The sequence below is a fragment of the Methyloceanibacter caenitepidi genome (assembly GCF_000828475.1).
Lineage (GTDB): Bacteria > Pseudomonadota > Alphaproteobacteria > Rhizobiales > Methyloligellaceae > Methyloceanibacter > Methyloceanibacter caenitepidi.
In genome coordinates, this window is sequence record NZ_AP014648.1 from 741,640 (window position 1) to 759,299 (window position 17,660).

Consider the following 17,660-nt stretch of genomic DNA (forward strand, 5'->3'; position numbering starts at 1 on the left):
TTCGGAATATCGGCAAAAGCCGAACACGATCGACGAAACACGAACCAGAAGCCGTTGGGGGGCTGATTAAATGGGATTGATTGAGAGAAATCGCGGTCCAGCGACCGAAGACTTGGGTGGTCTTTTCGGCACGTATGTGCGGAAGGCAGCCATCGCGGGGGCCGCGCTGGTTATGACAATGGTTGCTTCGCCGGGGCTCGCATCGGCCGCTTGCGAAGTGGAACTCGATCCGCGCGATTTCATTGGTGAAGAGAATGGCGAACTGAACGCCATTGAGCACCTCGCCGGAGGCACGGTCTCCAGCTTGAACCGGGCGGGCATAGATATCGGCGGCGCCTATGTCGCCGAGCCGTTCTACAATTGGGGCGGTATCGACGAAGGCGGCGAGTATCAAGGTGTGCTTGAGCTCTACGTCAACGCGGACATGAAGAAGCTCGGTCTGTGGGATGGTCTTTGCTTCCACGCGAACGGCTATCAGATCCATGGCAACTCCATCACGGGCTCCAATATCGGTTCCCTGATGCCTGTCACCAGCTTCGAGGCGAATGACGCGACGCGCCTGTTCGAGATCTGGTTCGAGCAGTTCCTGTTCAATGACACGGTTTCGGTCAAGGTCGGACAGCTGGCGGCGGATGCCGAGTTCTTCTTCGCCGAAGGCGGGGGCTACTTCATCAACGGCACATGGGGTTGGGCGCCGATCGCTGCCGAAAACAACCCCGGCGGCGGTCCGGCCTACCCGCTGGCGACGCCCGGCGTCCGTGTCGCCATCACCCCGACGGAGCAAACCAGCCTGATGGTCGGCGTTTACAACGGTAATCCGGCGCCGGACTGCGCTGCGGACGATCCGCAAGTGTGCAACAACGACGGTCTGGATTTCGGTCTGCGGGATCGGACGCTCTTGATGGCGGAAGGCGCCTACAGCTATTCGCTGGCGGGCGGTGAACTGCCGGGCCAGATCAAGGTCGGTGGCTGGAACCACTTCGGGGACTTCAACCACATCTATACCGATGCGGGCGGCAACCCCATTGCGATCTCCGGTAATGACGGCAAGCCGCTCGACAACGATTACGCGCTCTATGTGATCTTGGACCAGTTGCTGTGGCGTGTGCCGGGCAGCGAGGACCCGCAAGGGGTCGGCTTCTTCACCCGCTTCGCCGGAGCGCCGGACGATCGCAACTATGTCGACTTCTACTTCGACGTGGGTCTCACCTTCACCGGCATGATCCCGGGCCGTCCCGACGACGCCTTGGCCATCGGCTATGCCTATACGAGCATTTCCGACCAGGCGCAGGCGTTCAACGTAACCAATGGCGATCCGGCCGGCGAGGGCTACGAGGCTCTGATCGAGATCGCGTACACCATGGAGGTCATCGACGGTTGGACGTTGCAGCCGGACTTCCAGTACATCTTCAATCCGGATGGCGGCGTAGAGGCCGAAAATGCAACGGTCGTTGGCGCACGCAGCACGTTCGCATTCTAGAAAGGTGGGCGCGTGAACACAGCACGGTTCACGCCGTCTCAGAGTCAGTCGACCCCGACAGCACCGTCAAGTCACGCGAAAGCGTGGCTTGGCGGTGTCCTTCTTGTTGGGGGCTGCGTGCCTCTGCTGGCGGGCCTTGTATTGTATGCGGGCTCGGCCGGCGGGACGGGAGCGTCCGACGTTCCGGTGCCGCCTATCGACTTCACGAAGGCCGAGCCGGGGGAAGACCGGCCGGGCGGCGGCGCCACATCCCGCGCCGCGACCGACACTGCCAATGCGTTTTCCCAATCTTCCGGCAACATGGGTTTCCGCAAGGAACTCGACTTCAAGATCGGGAACAGCATTTTCCGACGGCACTGGGTTTCTGCGCCCGCCTCCACCGATGCCTCGGACGGTCTCGGGCCGCTCTTCAACGTGCGTGGCTGCCAGGACTGCCATATCAAGGACGGACGCGGCCATCCTCCCGTCGCCTCGAACACGCCGGGGCCGACGGGTTCGCTCCTGTTCCGCCTCTCGGTGCCCGCCAAGACCGATGACGAGAAGGCGCTCCTTGCCTCCGGCAAGGTGACCGTGCTTCCCGATCCGGTCTACGGCGGACAATTGCAGGACATGTCGATCCAGGGCCACCAGGCGGAGGGCGCCGTCAAAGTGACGTACGAGGAGGAGGAGGTCTCTCTCGCCGGTGGCGAGAAGGTCTCCTTGCGCGTGCCCCGCTACGAACTGTCCGGACTCAACTACGGCCCCATCAGTCCAGACGTGATGCTGGGTCCGCGCATCGCGCCGCCTATGATCGGACTCGGCCTGCTCGAGGCTGTTCCGGAAGAGCAGATCATGGCAAATGCCGACCCGGAGGATGCGGACGGGGACGGCATTTCAGGGCGTCCGAACCGTATCTGGTCAGAGCTGCACGACAAGGAGATGCTGGGCCGTTTCGGTTGGAAGGCGAATGTGCCGACCATCATCGAACAGAATGCCGGTGCGTTCTCCGGCGATATCGGCATCTCGACAACGCTCCATCCGAGCGGCGCGGGCGAATGCACGGAGCGGCAGACGTCGTGCACCGACGCGCCGTCCGGCAACTCGCCCAGATACCAAAACGTGGAAGTGGGCGACGAGCTGTTCGATCTGATGACGTTCTACACGCAGAACCTTGCGGTTCCGCCACGCCGCAATGTGGACGTCCCCGACGTGCTGAAGGGCAAAGAGCTTTTCTACCAGGTCGGCTGCGCACAATGTCACCAGCCCAAGTTCACGACCGGCGACGTGCCCGAGCAGCCCCATCTGTCGAACCAGCTCATCTGGCCCTACACGGACATGCTGCTCCACGACATGGGCACGGGGCTCGCGGACAATCGGCCCGACGGCAAAGCGACGGGGAGCGAATGGCGTACGCCGCCGCTCTGGGGTATCGGTCTGACCGAAACAGTGAGCGGCCACACCCAGTTCCTTCATGACGGCCGGGCGCGCAATCTCACGGAGGCCATCCTGTGGCACGGCGGCGAAGGGCAAGCGGCTCGCGACCGCTTTGCCGCGCTGGAAAAGGAAGACCGGGAGCGCCTCTTGGCGTTTTTGAACTCGCTCTGATTGCGACGACCAGGCTACGCCACGCGCAACGCCGGAAATCAGATGTTAGACACATGCCAATGACCCGTCTGCCAACGATCCGTTTCCTCCATTCGGTCCTGTCTTTGGGGGTTCTGCTTCTTGCTTTCTGTTCGGCCGGGACCGTAGCGCGGGCGGAGGCCGATCACGGCGCCGTTGCCGAGGCTGCGCTGACGAAAGTCATAAGGCCGGGCTACGACGCATTCGCAGCCGATGCCGCGACCTTGGCAGCCAAGACCGCGGTGCTCTGCACGGACCCCTCGCACAAGAGCCTCGCGGACGCCCGCGCGGCCTTTGTCCAAGCGGTGAAGGGCTGGAGCGCAGTCGAGAACTTTCAGTTCGGGCCGGTCAACCACGAGCATCGCTACGAGCGGCTTTTCTTTTGGCCGGATCGGAAGGGCCTTGGCTACCGGCAGGTGCAGCGGGCTCTTTCGGACAAGGACGAGAGTGTGACGAGCGTCGAGACGCTCGCCAAGAAGAGTGTCGCGCTCCAGGGCTTGCCCGCGCTCGAAATCCTTCTTTACGGTAAGGGCTCCGACGCACTTGCGAGCCGAGGGGACGATGCGGTGTTCCGCTGCCGCTTCGCCGCTGCGGCAGCCGGCAATATCGCGCAACTTTCCAAAGACCTCGTCCAGGCGTGGGCGCCTGGTGCACCCTTCACCAAGAGTTTTCTGGAACCCGAGCCCGACGGCGCGCTTTACCGTGCCCCGAAAGACGTGACGCTGGAACTCTTCAAGGCCTTCAGCGGCGGTATCGAACGCGTGCGTGATCAAAAGCTCGGCCGGGTGTTGGGCGAGTCCGCCAAACGCTCCCGGCCGCGTCTGGCGGCGTTCTGGCGAAGCGGCCAGACCTTTCCGAACATGGCCGGCAATCTTCGCTCCGTAAGGGCCCTGTTTGTCGACGGAGGCTTTGCCGGGATCGTTGCCGACCAGTCGCCGGGTGTCGAGGACTCGATTTTGTTCGACCTCAACCACAGTATCGACGTGCTTGCCGCCGAAACCGAGCCGGTCGCCGAGGCGGTGACCGATCCCGAACAGCGGGGCAAGCTCGAGGCTTTGCGTGTCGGGTTGAAGAGCGCCAACACCACCGCATCCGGATTGATCGCCGAGGGCGCGGGCCTCAGCTTCGGGTTCAACGCGGGCGACGGAGACTAGCCATGACACTCAACCGCCGCACATTCCTCACCGCGCTCGCCGGATCCTCGCTGGCGCTGACCATGCCCGCTCGTCTCGCCGCTGCGTTTTTGCCGGAGCGTTTCGCCGCTGCGCGCATGGACGATCAGGGCAACTACTCTGCGGCACTCTTCGATCTCGAACACGGTGATATCCGCGAGGTCCTGCTGCCGGCTCGCGGCCACGATGTCGCGCTGCGTCCGGGCGGTTCCGAATGGGTGGCCTTCGCGCGCCGGCCCGGCCGCTTCGGCGTCGCCGTTCCCATGGATGCGCGTGAGCCGGTTTGGTTCTCCGCGCGCCCCGGCCGGCACTTCTACGGGCACGGCGTATTCTCCGCTGACGGCAGGCTGCTCTACACAACCGAGAACGATTACGACGGCGGGCGCGGCGTGATCGGCGTCCGCGACGCAGGCGCCGGGTACCGTCAGATCGGGGAGATACCCAGCCACGGCATCGGTCCGCACGATCTGGCGCTGCTTTCCGACAAGCGCACGCTGGTCGTGGCCAATGGCGGCATTCAGACCCATCCGGACCGAAGGCGTGAGGAGCTGAACCTCGCCAGCATGGAGCCGTCGCTCGCCTACGTGGATATCGAGACGGGAGACCTGCTGGAACGGCACGGTCAGCCCGAGGAACTGCGCCGTCTATCCATTCGGCACCTGACGGTCGCGGGGAACGACATCGTGGCGTTCGGTTGCCAGTATCGCGGCGATGCCGACGATCTGCCGCCCCTGATGGGATTCCACCGGCGCGGCGAAACGCTGACCGTCATTCCGGCGCCGGAAGAGACTCAACTCACCCTGAAAAACTACATCGGCTCGGTAACAGCCGATTCGAACGGCTCGGTCGTGGCGGCGTCCGCGCCGAAGGGTGGGGTCGTGACCTATTGGGATCCGCAAGCGCGGCGCCTTCTCGGGTCGTGCAGTCTGCGCGACGGCTGCGGACTGGCGCCGACCCACAAGGGTGCGACATTTTTGCTCACCAGCGGCGAAGGCTGGCTCCTCTCCGGGAGTGCGGATGGCCTAGGCCCGCGCCATTCCACGCGTTTTCACTGGGACAATCACGCAATTCTCGTGAGCTGAGCGGCGCAACTCAACATACCGGATAGTTTGTCCGTGGGCGAAGCGCGCGGTCTTGCACTTCGTTCCAATTCTCACCGCATTTGTCGGGCTAATTCGAATAGTTCGTCCGGGGGATCAATGCAGCGCCACACATCTGACAAGACGCGACAGCGTTCGCGCGCACTCGTGCCTGTTTCGCGATCGCTGCACCCGGCAAATGTGCGGCTTCGCGGCGTCGAGTTGGAAGGCGCGGCGATCTCGCAACATCCCCGGCGCCGCGCCTGGCGCCTCGGACTAAAGATTCTCGGCGGAGTCATTGCCGTCTACGCCATCGCGTTGGCCTCCGCCAACATTCTGGCTCCGTCCGGCTGGGTCGAGACGCGAGCCGTTGCTTGGCTCAAGGCGCACACCGGCCGCGATCTTGTCGTCAACGGCACCACGCGGCTCCTCTTTTTGCCGACGCCGCACATCGACATCACTGATGCCGTCATCAGCGCGCCGAACGCCCCGGCGCTTAAGATTGCGAAGCTCGAAATCGATCTCGGTTTTTTCGAGCTTTTTGGCGCCCCCACCTCGTTTGAACGTGTTGTCCTCATCCAGCCGGTCTTGTCGCTGGACGCCGGTGGCGGCCTGCCAGACCTGTCGCCAATTCGGGGCGTCGGACAGACGGGTGACGCGAAGACGGAACGAGACTTCGCTATCGACGAATTGCTAATCCGCGACGGCACGATTCTTCTTCACAGCGCTCGCCGGGCTGCACCGCACCGCTTCGAGCGCGTCAACGCCACGCTGACCATCCCGGCTCTCACCGACCCGATGGCAGGGCGCGGACACCTCAACTGGAAGGGCAAGACCGTCGGCTTCGAGCTTGAGCTCGCATCCCCCGCCGCCATCGCAGGCCAAGGCGCCGCGCAGCTGCAACTGGCCGTCGAGGCGGATACCGTGTCCGCGCGCTACGAGGGCGACATCGCAATGGTCCCGCGCGTGTCGGGCCAAGGCACGCTCTTCGCCAAGACCCGCTCCGTTCGCCAATTCCTCGCTTGGCTGAAAGGCGTTTCCGGCGCTGTCCCGGTGACGGGCGAAGGCGAGATGCAGGCCGCGGTGGCTTGGACCGGTGATCAGGCCGACCTCAGCGACATACGTTTTGTGCAAGAGAATGCCCGAGGCGAAGGGAGCGCGAAGATCGCACTCACCGGCACCCGCCCCCGCATCGAGGGATCGTTCGTCGTCGACGAACTCAATCTCGGTCCGGTTCTGGCGCTGGCTAACCGGGGATCGCTGGCCGAGATCCAAGCCGCGGCGCCATTGGCATTCGCAGCTCCAAGGCCGGCCACCACGAGCGCGGGTTTCGCCACGCAGGTCGAACAGGACATCGCGCCGCCGCCGAACCCTCACGCCGCCTCGAACGGCCCGCGACTCTTGAAACCGGGCCCGGGCGTGGTGCAGCCCAGCCTGACGATTTCAATGCCTCAGGAGGCCATCGACCAAGTGCTGGCGACGGCTGCCGTCCCTCAGTCCAACGAACCGCTCTTCGACGCCGACGTCGACTTGGATATCCGAAGGGCGCAGCTCGACGGCGTGCAGATCGGACCGAGCGCGGTGAGTATCGACTTCGCGAACGGCACCCTCGCGGCCACGCTCTGGCACATGGCCTTCTATGGCGGCAGCGGGCGTGGAACGCTGACAGCCGCCTTGGCCGATTCCGTTCCGAGCTTCGCCGGCGATCTTCGCCTCGAGGATGTCGACACCCGCTCGCTGCTGAAGGATGCATTCGGAACGGAGCGGATCGGCGGCAAGGGAAAGCTGACGCTCAACGTGTCTGGCATCGGAGGGGACTGGGAAGAGATGGCGTTGTCCCTCATGGGCAATGGCGCCTTCGCGATTGCGGACGGTGTTGTCGACGGGATGTCGGCGCCCGCGCTCGTCAGCGCACTCGAGGCCGGGAAGCTCGACCTGCGCCTGGAGCCCGCAGCGACAATGCCGTTCAGCCTGCTCGCGGGCAGCTTCGACATCAATCACGGTCTGGCCTCGACACAGAACCTCAGACTGCGAAGCCCGTCGGCGAATATCGATGCCGACGGCGTCGTAAACCTTCCGCGCGATAGTCTCGATCTTGTGGTGAATCCGGGGCCGGTCGAGAAAACGCAAGGTGGCGGCGTGGCCTCGACGGCTGAACACCTGCCGCCGCTTAGGATTGCAGGCCCCCTGACGAACCCCCGGATCGGGATCGGGGGTAATCCGCTTGTGGCCGGAGGCGGCGAAACCGCCACCGAGATCGTCATTCCGGGCGTGGCTCTCAATGACAAGCGTGGCATTCGTCGCCGCACGCAGATCACGAGCGGTGCAGCTGCGGGCCAGAACCCGCAGCCGAGCGCGCTGGCGCCATCCTTCTCCGTGGCGCCGGCAGACAATGACGGCTCACCGCCCCTGCGGATGCAATCGCTACGCTAGGTTTCGCGATGCCGGGTCTTGCCGACGCTAGTTCTGCTTTGCCATGGCAGCGCTCTTCTTGTCGAGGGCTTCAAGCCCCAACGTGAGCCCGTCGAACTCGGCGACCGTCTGGATCTGTTTTCCGTTCAGCGCGTAGACGACGATCGTTCCCGTTTTCGACGCCAGCAGATCCTGCCGCATTTCGTCGGGCACCAGATAGAGCGCCTTGCAGCCCATGGGGAGACAGGTTTGATAGGGCATCGTGTAAACCTTGCCCGAGTCGGTCGCGAGTTGCACGCCCTGCTGGAGCGCGACGCCCGTCGGGCCGTCCACGCGAAGTACCAGCCGCGCCTTGGGTCCATAGACCAGGATCACGCGGAAGATCAGTTTCTGCGTCTTCTTCTCGATCAGCGGCAGGACGAGCGAGCACCGCTCCTCCGCGGTCTTCGGGTCCCCCTCCTTGCCGCACAGAAGCGTCCAGTTGCCGTAGCTTCCGGCGACCCGTGTCGTGGGCTTGTTGGGATCGGTTTGAGCGGGTGGGGTTTTTTTCGCCGATGTGGTTTGGGCCGAGACCGTGCCGAGCGGCGCGCCGCACACAAGGACGCCGGTCAAGAAGGCCAAAAACATCGGACGCAGTCGCATAAGCAGGACCCTTGTCGCGCGCTGAAGCGCCGTCGTGCCGGCGGCTCTCAGCCACCGGGAGATAAACGCCAAACGCGGTCGCATGCAACGGCCTTGGCCGGAGCTCTGCCCTTGCCGTTCGTTCTCTATTGTTTCGGGCCCCGGCAGCCTGTAAGTGCGACCGATGACTGAGATGAGCGAAACCGCACCCGACAAAGATGCGCCGCGCGGCGCTCCCGCCCCGAAGATCGGCCTTGTGAGCCTTGGCTGCCCCAAGGCCCTTGTGGATTCGGAGAGGATCGTCACGCGCCTGCGTGCCGAAGGCTACGAACTGTCGCCGGACTATGCGGGTGCGGATGCCGTCGTCGTCAACACGTGCGGCTTCTTGAATAGCGCCAAGGAAGAGTCGCTGCAGGCAATCGGCGAAGCCTTGGCGGAGAATGGCCGTGTGATCGTTACGGGCTGTCTCGGCGTCGAGGCCGGACGCATCCGCGATCAGTATCCCGACGTGCTCGCGATCACCGGACCGCAAGCCTATGAGGCCGTGGTCGAGGCCGTGCACAAGGCCGTGCCGCGCGCCCACGATCCATTCTTGGACCTCGTGCCGCCGCAAGGCGTACGGTTTACGCCGCGTCACTACGCCTATTTGAAGATCTCGGAAGGCTGCAACCATTCCTGCAGCTTCTGCATCATTCCGCATTTGCGGGGACCGCTTCGGAGCCGGCCGTTCACGGACGTGATGCGCGAGGCAGAACGGCTCGTTGACGCCGGCGTTCAGGAACTGCTGGTGATCTCGCAGGATACGAGCGCCTACGGCGTGGATCTCAGCTATGCGGAGACGGAGTGGAAGGGCCGGCAAGTGCAGACCCGCTTCGCCGATCTCGCGGCGGCGCTTGGCTCGCTCGGGGTTTGGGTCCGCATGCACTACGTCTATCCGTATCCGCACGTGGACCAGATTTTGCCGCTGATGGCCGAGGGACGCATCCTGCCCTATCTCGACATCCCGTTTCAGCATGCCAGCCCGCGCATCCTGAAATCCATGCGCCGGCCAGCCCATCAGGAAAAGACGTTGGAGCGTCTCGCGCGCTGGCGCGAGCAATGCCCCGATCTTGCCGTTCGGTCGACGTTCATCGTGGGCTTTCCCGGCGAGACCGAAGATGATTTCGTCCAACTGCTCGACTGGCTGAGCGAAGCGCGACTCGCGCGGGTCGGATGCTTCAAATACGAAGACGTCGATGGGGCGCCGGCGAATGCGTTGACGGGCCAAGTCCCCGAAGAGGTCAAGGAAGAGCGATACGCTCGTCTCATGGCGCACCAGCAGGCCATCAGTGCTGAAGTGCTCGGCGCCCGTGTCGGCGAGGAGCTCGAGGTCATCGTCGACGATGTCGATGCGGAGGGCGCGATTGCGCGCTCCCATTGGGATGCACCGGAGATCGACGGGAATGTCTTCATCGACGATTGCGAAGGTCTCGAGGCGGGCGACCGGCTATTGGCAAAGGTGACGGATGCGAGCGAGTACGACCTTTGGGCAAGTCCTTTGCACCAGCCCGCGGGAACCGCTGCCTAGCAGGAATTGTCCGTCTTCTTGACGGTCAGGCTTCGCCGCGGCCGCGCATAGAACGTCCGTTCCATATTATACGACCCGGGACTGAAGAACCCGCTGAGCCCGAGCAGCGGCTTGAAGGCATAGGTCACCTCAGCCACGATCACGCTGCTGTCGGGTTCGGTCAGTCCATTCGGGACTTTGAACGTCGAGCCCGTGGTGCGCGCGGCGCCTGTGTTGGCGCAACTCCACTCGACCTTGCCCACGTTGTTGTCGTTTGCGACCACACTCGTCAGGACGATCTTGAGAGGGCCGGTTGAGTAGGGAGTTAGGATGCTCGTTGCCGCGGCCTGAATGTCGGCGATGTCGGTCTTTGTGACGGTCTTGACCTGCGCGGTGAGATCGGCGGCCGTCGTCGCAACCTGCATGGTCCGGCGATAGACCGTCAGGGCGTTGTTCACCTCGACAGCACCCGTATACAGAATGAGCATGACGGGCAGGATGAACGCGAACTCGATGGCCGAGGCGCCGCTGCGTGCGTCGGCAAGACGGCGCATCAGGCGCTTCATGGAGCGCCGGTAACGCGATCCGATGCGTCGAGTTGATGGCACGCGGCGGCTCCCTACAAGTACGGTTCGTTACGGAACGCGGCCGTCGATACGAGCATGCGGTCTCCGTCGGCCATGTTACCCATGCTGCCGAGCCCATATGCGGACGGGAAGAGCGACCCGATCTCCAGCGGATAGAAGGCGCGGACGATGACCACCTGCTCCGGGCTGCCGGGATCGAAGGCCACGTTGTTGTTCATTTTTCCGTCCGAATCGAGAGGCGGGGTCAGTCCGGCCGCAGCCGCCGAGAAGTTGTCGTAGCTGCGCACGTCGAGCATCAACTTGCCGCATGACAGCGGGCCGACAAGCCCTTTGCACAATTCTTCTTTGAATTTTGCCGCATCGAAACCGTGCAACTGCGCTTGGCCCGTCCGGATGAGGCGCGCTCCGTTCGAAACCGCCCCGTCGAGGGCGAAGTTCGCGAAGTAGACGTATCCGATCTGCATGATGGCGAGCAGGAGGAAGATAAACGGAGCCGCCACGATGGCGAATTCGAGGGCGGAGGCGCCACTGTGATCGCGCGCAAAGCGGGCGCCGGCCCCGATGCGCCGCGACCTCGCGACTAGCTGTCTAAGCGGGATAAGCATGTTGAAACGAATAGAGGCTGTACGTTTAACGGTGAGTAAATGTTAAGTTCTGCTATGGGCAAAGGTAAACAGAGAAGTAATGCGTATTAAATCTAAGTATATTTGAATTTTAGCGAACTGGGAGACGGGCCGTAAGGACGTTTCTGCTTAAGTGACGCCCGCTGGACAAGGGGCGCGTCAAAGGATGCCCCTGCCGGCCAAACAGACAGGGGTGTCAAATGCTAAAGGCTTGGACGGCGTGCGCGCGCCGCTTTTCCCGTGACAAACGTGGCAACGTGGCGATTCTTTTCGGCATCGCCATCGTTCCGGTCATTCTTTTCGTCGGCGTGGCCGTCGACTACGGCAGGGCCATGACGGTTCGGGGCACGATGTCCGATGCTGCCGACGCGGCGGCTTTGGCCATCGGTTCATGGGTTGGGCTGTCCGAGTCGGAGCTCGAAGACAAGGCGAAGAAGTTCTTCGAAGCGAATTACGCGTCGACCCTGTCCTCGGACATCAAGAGCAACTTCGAGGTCCGTTTCGTCGGCGACGATATCGTCGTCAACGCAACGGCCTCGGTGCCGACAACCTTCATGCGGCTTGCCAACTTCAACGATATCAACGTCGGCATCCAGAATACGATCACGAAACGACAGCGTAATATTGAGCTCGCCCTGGTGCTGGACACAACAGGCTCCATGGGGTCCAGCGGCAAGATGAACGCCATGAAGGACGCGGCGAAAAAGATGGTCGATGATCTTTTCGGCAAGACGTCCATCTCGGACACGCTGGACGTCGCCGTTGTACCCTTTGCCGCTGCGGTGAATGTGGGCTCGGACAAGATCAACGAAGACTGGCTGGACAAGGGCGAGTACCCAAATATGTCGTCGATTTCCAAGGAGAACTTCGACTTCGAGAACGGAGAAAGCATTCTGGCGTTCTTCGAGAAGCTCAAGCGCAAGCGCAGCAGCTGGGCCTGGGATGGCTGCGTGCGCGAGCGTGCGGAACCTTACGAACTGACGGACGCAACGCCGGTGCAGGGCAACAAGGAAACGCTGTTCACGCCATACCTCGCGCCGGATGAGCCCGACGAGGACAACGGGGGCTCCTACAACGGTAATACCTACATCAAGGACGACGGCTGCGGCGCGAGCAACAACAACGGCGGCGGCTGGGGCTGGGGCTGGGGCTGGGGCGGCGGCTGGGGCGGAAACAATAATAACCCCTCGCCCGAGGAGTGCCAGGAATACACCGGGAAATACGCGTCTCCTTCGACCGACCGGAGCGGCGCCACACCCAATCTGTATTGCCCGCCCACAGCGATCACGGCCTTGAGCGATAGCAAGAGCACCGTGAAGGATGCGATCAACGCCTTGCAGCCCTCCGGCAACACGGTGATCCCGGCCGGTCTGCTTTGGGGGTGGCGTGTGCTGTCTCCCAGCGCCCCCTTCACGGAAGCCGAGGCCTATGACGAGGAAGAGCGGGTCAAGGCCATCGTGCTGCTGACGGACGGCGAGAACAACGTGAATGGCGGCCAAAGCTTCAACGGGTCTACGTTCAGTGCGTTCGGTTACAAATCGAACGGCCATCTTGGCAGCAACCCTAACGCCGAGCTGAACAATAAGACGCAGGCGGTGTGCAACAACATCAAGGCCAAGGGTATTCAGATCTATACGATCGGGTTTCGCGTCAACGACTGGACGACCCAAAATCTCCTGAGGGATTGCGCGACAAAGCCGGACATGTACTACAACTCGCCGTCCAATTCGCAGCTTGCGGCGATCTTCAGCGAGATCGCGCAAGGTTTGAGCGAACTGCGCATCGCGCAATAGCTTCGAGACTGAATGGAATGCTGTATCTCGAAGCCCGGCGAGCCGATCGCGCCGGGCTTCGGTGCATTTGGATGCGGGAAGGTGCGTGGCGGGCTATTCGGCGGAGGCTTGGCCTTCCGCCGATGTCTGACCGATACCTTGCTTGATGCGAACCTCTTTCGCGATCGAGTCGAAGTAGGTGGTGTGGTCGCCGATCACGAGCGGCGTCTCGCAATTGGGCGAGCAATGGACGGTCTCGCGGCTGGCGCCCCGGTAGACGGTGATGAATCCCCCGTCCGGCTCCTGAACAACGACGCGGCGATTCACGAGAACCTTCCCCTCCCGATCGGTCACGATCAGGTTGGTTTCGCCGAATGACTTGCCCGTCAGGACGAGCGTATTGCTGCTTTGCACCGCGACATCGGCGATCGAGGGATTGCCGATCACGATTTCCGCCGCGGGACGTTCCAGCCGCACCATCATCGCTTGGTCCATGAGGACCTCGATGTCCCGGCCCGAGGCGTTCATGCCCGAGGCCCACACGGGTAGGATGGAGGCCATGGCCACGGCAGCGGCAACTGAGATACCGCAGGCCTGACGACCCGGGCGAAAGCGGAATGCCATTGGCTTCCTATCCCCTACGCTCAACTAATAACGAGGACTGAATGTCTAGAGTGATCTCAACCGGAAAAGGTGAAGGATTGGCAAACCTTGTTCACCACCGATCGGTTAACGCGGTCTTTAATCCTTGGCAGCAAGACTTCGCCCGCTGCACGGAGTCGCCAGATCTCGTGCGAGGCCCTTAAAGCGTTCGGTAGAGGCACAACGTTACATGGTAACCGACCTACTCATCATCTCGATCTTTCCATTGGCGATGGCGTTCGCGGCTGCCTACGACCTGTTCTCAATGACGCTGCCGAATTGGATCTCGCTGGCGTTGATCGCCGGCTTCGCCGTGCTCGCCCCGCTGGTCGGCATCGGCTGGGAGACCGCGGGTCTCAGCGTCCTCTTGGCTATCGGCGCGCTCGTGCTCACCTTCGCGATGTTTTCCATGGGGTGGATTGGCGGTGGCGATGCGAAGTTCTTCGCCGCCACGTGCCTGTGGGTGGGGCCCGAGAGCATCTTGGCCTACGCGCTCTACGCCGCTGTATTTGGCGGGGTTTTGACGCTGCTTCTGCTCGCGATGCGGTCGATGCCGCTGCCGGCGGCACTCTACTCGCAACAGTGGATCACGCGGCTGCACGACTCCAAAGAGGGCGTTCCTTACGGCATCGCGCTCGCAGCTGCCGGCCTTCTGGTCTACCCCCATACGGCATTCATGGCCGCGTTTGGTGGGTAACGCGCCCTAGCGCACCTCCACATCTACCCGATTGACACCTGTTTGCGGTGCCAGAGTTCTGGCGCCGCGATGCTGTTTGCCTGGACTTCGTTTTCGGCGCCGGGTCCGGCCTCGTTTCCGACCTTCACCGCAGGCCCAACGCCATGGTGCTGCACCCGAATTGGCACAGTCATTAACTTCGCGTTGAGGTTTGGTGGGGCACAGTCAGCCTCAACTGGCGCGTTGTTTGGAGCGCCGAAGGGGAAGGGCTGACAATGAAAAAGGGAAGGGCCGTCGTTCTGGTGATCGCCGCAACAGCAGCGATCGCCGCGGCGTGGATGGCGAACTCCATCGTTTCCCGGCCTCCCGAAGTGCAGGAGGTCGAGAAGACCGTTGGCTCCACGGATGTGCTCGTTGCGTCGAAGGACATCAACCTCGGCGACAGCGTGGATGCAGCCGATTTCAAGTGGCAGCAGTGGCCTGTCGAGGGTGTGACGCCTGGGCTCATCACGCGGGAGAGGCAGCCAGATGCGCCATCGGAGCTTTCTGGCGCCGTCGCCCGCGCGCCCTTCATCACGGGCGAACCCATCAAAGATCAGAAGCTCATCAAGATCTCCGAAGGCGGCGTCATGGCCGCCATCCTGCCGCGCGGCATGCGGGCTGTGTCGACGCCAATTCAAGAGGAAACAGCCGCTGGCGGGTTCATCCTGCCGAACGACCGGGTCGATGTCATCCTATCGCATCGCCAGCAAGTCGGGCGGAAGGAGCAGATGGTCAGTGAGGCTATTCTCCGCAACATTCGCGTGCTCGCCATCGGCCAGGCACTGGAAAATGACGATGGCGAGAAGGTCGTCTCTGGAAAGACGGCCACGCTAGAGCTTTCTCCGCGTCAGGCGGAGGTGCTGATGCTCGCGCAATCCATCGGCGAAATCTCTTTGTCGCTTCGCAGCCTTGCCGACGCGCAGACGAACGGAGAGTCCTCGGCGCCGATCGGCGACGATGGTTCTAGCACGGTGAAGCTTCTGAAATACGGCGTGCCCTCACGCGCCTTTGGGGTCAACTGAGAAAGCGCATGACGAATACAACAAAAAAAGGCAGCAGGATGCGTCGCTCTCTCTTTGCTTCCCTGATCGCGTCGGCAGCAATCGCCGCAGCCCTCGCTGCGGCGATGACGATGGCGCCGCGATCAGGCTATGCTCAAGCCTATCACCAGTCGCTGTTACGCGTCGGCGACGGCCAGGTCCGCCAGATCAAGCTTGGGCTCAACAAGTCGATGATCGTCGAGCTGCCGCGTCCGGTGCGCGAAGTCATGGTGTCCAATCCCGAGCAAATCGACGCGGTGATGCAGAGCGCCACCCGCGCCTATCTCATCGGCAAGAATCTCGGTGAAGCCAACATTCTCTTTATCGACAACAACGGCGGTCAGGTCGCTGTGCTCGAGGTCACAATCGAACGGGACCTCGGCGCGCTTGAAAACCTGATTGCGCGCCTCGTCCCCGGCTCGCGCGTTCATGTCGAGACAGTTGGACAGAACGTAGTGCTGACCGGGAGCGTTCCCACACCGATCGATGCGACGCGCGCAAGCGAGATCGTGAACAGTTTCCTGGATTCCGGCGCCGCAGCGAGCAGCACGACGGCCGGCGGCGGCGGCGCCGCGGTCACGATCAACAACAGTAGCGGTGGCGGCGGCTCCGGTGGTGACCAGGGGTCCAGCCGGGTTATCAACATGATCACTGTCGAAGGCCGCGAGCAGGTCCTGCTGAAGGTCTCCGTGGTCGAAATGGAGCGGAACGTCGTCAAGCAGCTTGGCGTTGATCTGGCTGCCATCGTCAATTCCGGCAATTTCGGTTTCGCCGCGCTCTCGGCCTTGCCTTACCCCATCAACGGTGCCGTGGGCGCCGCCGCGGGCGGATTGCTCGGGGCCGGCGGCCTTCCCAATCTCGTCGACAGCCGCCCCGGTGCTGCGCTCGCCGGTGTGGGCTGGCAATCCGGGACGAGCCAAGTCGACGCCGTCTTGCGCGCGCTCGACCAGAATGGCCTGATCCGTACGCTTGCGGAGCCGAACCTCACGGCTATTTCCGGAGAAACGGCGAACTTCCTTGCCGGCGGCGAGTTCCCGATACCTGTCGCGCAGCAGCTGGATCAGATCACCGTCGAGTTCAAGAAGTTCGGTATCGGCCTGTCCTTCACCCCGGTCGTGATGTCCGAAGGCCTCATCAGCCTCAAGATTTCGACGGAAGTCAGCGAACTGTCGACCGAAGGCGCGGTGGTCTTGAGAAACATCTCGATCCCGGCTCTGAAAGTCCGCCGTGCAGAGACCGCGGTCGAACTGCCGAGCGGCGGATCGATCGTGATCGCCGGGTTGCTGTCGGATCAGTCCCGGCAAGCCATCAGCGGATATCCCGGGCTGAAAAGCCTGCCCGTCCTTGGGACTCTGTTCCGCAGCCGCGATTTCCAGTCGAAGGAAACCGAACTGGTCGTTCTGGTTACGCCCTATGTGGTCAAGCCGGCTGCACGCCAGCAGCTCGCGACGCCTAGCGACGGCTTTGCCTGGGCGTCGGACGTGAACAGCGATCTCCTTGGCCAAATGAACCGGATTTACGGACGTGATCCCGAACGTGCACCCGCCGGCGATTACGCAGGCGACGTCGGATTCATCGTCGAGTAGAGGGAAGAGGAAAGTCAGATGAAGTCAACCGCTCAAGGTCTCACGGGCTTTGCTCGACCGAAGATTGCTCTGCTCGCAGCCGTGATGGTGGCAGCGCCCACGATGACGCTCTCGGTTGCCGGGTGCGCCCAAGGTCCGCGCATGCAGGCCCCCTTCACGCTGTCCGACCCCACGCAGCGCCATCCGATACAGGTCGGCGAGGGCGAGGCGATGCTCGATATCGCCGCGCCGCGCGGTACGCGCGGCCTGACCGGCACGCAGTGGAACCGGCTTTACGGCTATCTCTCCAACTACCATGAGCGCGGAACCGGCGGTCTGGTGGTCAGAACGCCGTCGGGCAGCGGCAATCAGGCCGAGGCCAAGCGCGTCTACGGCGATGTACGCCATGCCATGCGCCGGAGCGGTATCAGCCCGCGGGACGTCCGCGTGGAGCCCTACTACGCGAATGGCGACCCGTCGGCGCCGGTGCGACTGTCCTATATGGAGTTCCGCGCCAAGGGCCCCGACTGCCCCGATTGGTCGGAGAACCTTGCGAGAAATCCCGCCAATCTGCCGTCGCCGAACATGGGCTGCGCCACGCAGAAAAACCTGGCCGCCATGATCGCCGATCCGCAGGACCTTCTGTCGCCACAGCCGGAAGCGCCGCGTCCGGGCGAACGGCGCGATACGGTCTGGAGGAAGTACGTCAAGGGCGAACCGACGGGCGCCAAGTGGGCTCCTCAGAATCAGCCTTTGCCTGAGCGCGCACTCACGAGTGAATCGGCCGTAGGAAACTAACGT

At 62.9% G+C, this 17,660-nt stretch carries 16 protein-coding genes; 11 read left to right on the forward strand and 5 right to left on the reverse strand.

What is annotated here, in order from left to right:
• The first annotated feature begins 70 nt into the window (after positions 1-70).
• The 5 genes from GL4_RS03505 (at position 71) to GL4_RS03525 (ending at position 7,766) form a co-directional block, all read left to right on the forward strand.
• The gene (locus GL4_RS03505) at positions 71-1,480 is read left to right on the forward strand and encodes a carbohydrate porin (protein WP_052464088.1); all 1,410 of its coding nucleotides are present in this window, start codon (positions 71-73) and stop codon (positions 1,478-1,480) included.
• Between the two features lie 117 nt (positions 1,481-1,597).
• Positions 1,598-3,064: a di-heme oxidoreductase family protein gene (locus GL4_RS03510; RefSeq protein WP_082025441.1), complete on the forward strand. Its 1,467-nt coding sequence runs from the start codon at positions 1,598-1,600 to the stop codon at positions 3,062-3,064.
• 59 nt (positions 3,065-3,123) lie between these two features.
• Positions 3,124-4,236 carry an imelysin family protein gene (locus GL4_RS03515; RefSeq protein ID WP_052464089.1) on the forward strand — a complete coding sequence of 371 codons (1,113 nt, stop codon included), beginning with the start codon at positions 3,124-3,126 and terminating at the stop codon, positions 4,234-4,236.
• A 2-nt stretch (positions 4,237-4,238) separates the two neighbouring features.
• Complete coding sequence (locus GL4_RS03520) at positions 4,239-5,336, forward strand: DUF1513 domain-containing protein (protein WP_045364615.1); 1,098 nt, start codon at positions 4,239-4,241, stop codon at positions 5,334-5,336.
• Positions 5,337-5,501: 165 nt separating this feature from the next.
• Entirely contained in the window at positions 5,502-7,766 is a 2,265-nt protein-coding gene (locus GL4_RS03525; RefSeq protein ID WP_172653281.1) for an AsmA family protein, read from the forward strand.
• Positions 7,767-7,793: 27 nt separating this feature from the next.
• On the opposite strand, the gene GL4_RS03530 is transcribed toward GL4_RS03525, so the two are convergent.
• Positions 7,794-8,387 carry an invasion associated locus B family protein gene (locus GL4_RS03530; RefSeq protein ID WP_208430896.1) on the reverse strand — a complete coding sequence of 198 codons (594 nt, stop codon included), beginning with the start codon at positions 8,385-8,387 and terminating at the stop codon, positions 7,794-7,796.
• A 163-nt stretch (positions 8,388-8,550) separates the two neighbouring features.
• Here GL4_RS03530 and rimO point away from each other — a divergent pair, with 163 nt between their 5' ends.
• Positions 8,551-9,933 (forward strand): 30S ribosomal protein S12 methylthiotransferase RimO, encoded by a 1,383-nt coding sequence (gene rimO / locus GL4_RS03535; RefSeq protein ID WP_197539059.1) that lies wholly within the window; start codon positions 8,551-8,553, stop codon positions 9,931-9,933.
• On the opposite strand, the gene GL4_RS03540 is transcribed toward rimO, so the two are convergent.
• Together GL4_RS03540 and GL4_RS03545 are read right to left on the reverse strand one after the other, a co-directional pair.
• Positions 9,930-10,520 (reverse strand): TadE/TadG family type IV pilus assembly protein, encoded by a 591-nt coding sequence (locus GL4_RS03540; RefSeq protein WP_156137373.1) that lies wholly within the window; start codon positions 10,518-10,520, stop codon positions 9,930-9,932. The genes rimO and GL4_RS03540 overlap by 4 nt on opposite strands.
• A gap of 11 nt (positions 10,521-10,531) precedes the next feature.
• The gene (locus GL4_RS03545) at positions 10,532-10,999 is read right to left on the reverse strand and encodes a TadE/TadG family type IV pilus assembly protein (protein ID WP_172653282.1); all 468 of its coding nucleotides are present in this window, start codon (positions 10,997-10,999) and stop codon (positions 10,532-10,534) included.
• 380 nt (positions 11,000-11,379) lie between these two features.
• Here GL4_RS03545 and GL4_RS03550 point away from each other — a divergent pair, with 380 nt between their 5' ends.
• Positions 11,380-12,915 carry a vWA domain-containing protein gene (locus tag GL4_RS03550; RefSeq protein ID WP_172653283.1) on the forward strand — a complete coding sequence of 512 codons (1,536 nt, stop codon included), beginning with the start codon at positions 11,380-11,382 and terminating at the stop codon, positions 12,913-12,915.
• A 93-nt stretch (positions 12,916-13,008) separates the two neighbouring features.
• Here GL4_RS03550 and GL4_RS03555 read toward each other — a convergent pair whose 3' ends face one another.
• Positions 13,009-13,518, reverse strand: a complete 510-nt coding sequence (locus GL4_RS03555) for a pilus assembly protein N-terminal domain-containing protein (RefSeq protein WP_082025444.1) — start codon at positions 13,516-13,518, stop codon at positions 13,009-13,011.
• A gap of 208 nt (positions 13,519-13,726) precedes the next feature.
• On the opposite strand from GL4_RS03555, the gene GL4_RS03560 reads away from it, so the two are divergent.
• Positions 13,727-14,233, forward strand: coding sequence for an A24 family peptidase (locus GL4_RS03560; RefSeq protein ID WP_045364636.1), 507 nt, complete (start codon positions 13,727-13,729; stop codon positions 14,231-14,233).
• A gap of 23 nt (positions 14,234-14,256) precedes the next feature.
• Here GL4_RS03560 and GL4_RS17690 read toward each other — a convergent pair whose 3' ends face one another.
• Complete coding sequence (locus tag GL4_RS17690; RefSeq protein ID WP_172653284.1) at positions 14,257-14,406, reverse strand: hypothetical protein; 150 nt, start codon at positions 14,404-14,406, stop codon at positions 14,257-14,259.
• Positions 14,407-14,487: 81 nt separating this feature from the next.
• Between GL4_RS17690 and cpaB the strand changes: the two genes are divergently transcribed.
• Genes cpaB through GL4_RS03575 form a run of 3 tightly spaced genes read left to right on the forward strand, consistent with a single transcriptional unit; the run spans position 14,488 to position 17,657 of the window.
• Positions 14,488-15,276 carry a Flp pilus assembly protein CpaB gene (gene cpaB, locus GL4_RS03565; protein ID WP_045364639.1) on the forward strand — a complete coding sequence of 263 codons (789 nt, stop codon included), beginning with the start codon at positions 14,488-14,490 and terminating at the stop codon, positions 15,274-15,276.
• A 38-nt stretch (positions 15,277-15,314) separates the two neighbouring features.
• Positions 15,315-16,880 carry a type II and III secretion system protein family protein gene (locus tag GL4_RS03570; RefSeq protein WP_045369350.1) on the forward strand — a complete coding sequence of 522 codons (1,566 nt, stop codon included), beginning with the start codon at positions 15,315-15,317 and terminating at the stop codon, positions 16,878-16,880.
• An 18-nt stretch (positions 16,881-16,898) separates the two neighbouring features.
• Complete coding sequence (locus GL4_RS03575) at positions 16,899-17,657, forward strand: CpaD family pilus assembly protein (protein WP_045364642.1); 759 nt, start codon at positions 16,899-16,901, stop codon at positions 17,655-17,657.
• The last annotated feature ends 3 nt before the right edge of the window (positions 17,658-17,660 follow it).

What these genes read in the sequence shown, in the direction of transcription:
- GL4_RS03555 (WP_082025444.1), bottom strand. Translation starts at nt 13,518, where the DNA reads ATGGCATTCCGCTTTCGCCCGGGTCGTCAGGCCTGCGGTATCTCAGTT.
- GL4_RS17690 (WP_172653284.1), bottom strand. Translation starts at nt 14,406, where the DNA reads ATGACTGTGCCAATTCGGGTGCAGCACCATGGCGTTGGGCCTGCGGTG.
- GL4_RS03575 (WP_045364642.1), top strand. Translation starts at nt 16,899, where the DNA reads ATGAAGTCAACCGCTCAAGGTCTCACGGGCTTTGCTCGACCGAAGATT.
- rimO (WP_197539059.1), top strand. Translation starts at nt 8,551, where the DNA reads ATGACTGAGATGAGCGAAACCGCACCCGACAAAGATGCGCCGCGCGGC.
- cpaB (WP_045364639.1), top strand. Translation starts at nt 14,488, where the DNA reads ATGAAAAAGGGAAGGGCCGTCGTTCTGGTGATCGCCGCAACAGCAGCG.
- GL4_RS03530 (WP_208430896.1), bottom strand. Translation starts at nt 8,387, where the DNA reads ATGCGACTGCGTCCGATGTTTTTGGCCTTCTTGACCGGCGTCCTTGTG.
- GL4_RS03570 (WP_045369350.1), top strand. Translation starts at nt 15,315, where the DNA reads ATGCGTCGCTCTCTCTTTGCTTCCCTGATCGCGTCGGCAGCAATCGCC.
- GL4_RS03560 (WP_045364636.1), top strand. Translation starts at nt 13,727, where the DNA reads ATGGTAACCGACCTACTCATCATCTCGATCTTTCCATTGGCGATGGCG.
- GL4_RS03515 (WP_052464089.1), top strand. Translation starts at nt 3,124, where the DNA reads ATGACCCGTCTGCCAACGATCCGTTTCCTCCATTCGGTCCTGTCTTTG.
- GL4_RS03505 (WP_052464088.1), top strand. Translation starts at nt 71, where the DNA reads ATGGGATTGATTGAGAGAAATCGCGGTCCAGCGACCGAAGACTTGGGT.
- GL4_RS03520 (WP_045364615.1), top strand. Translation starts at nt 4,239, where the DNA reads ATGACACTCAACCGCCGCACATTCCTCACCGCGCTCGCCGGATCCTCG.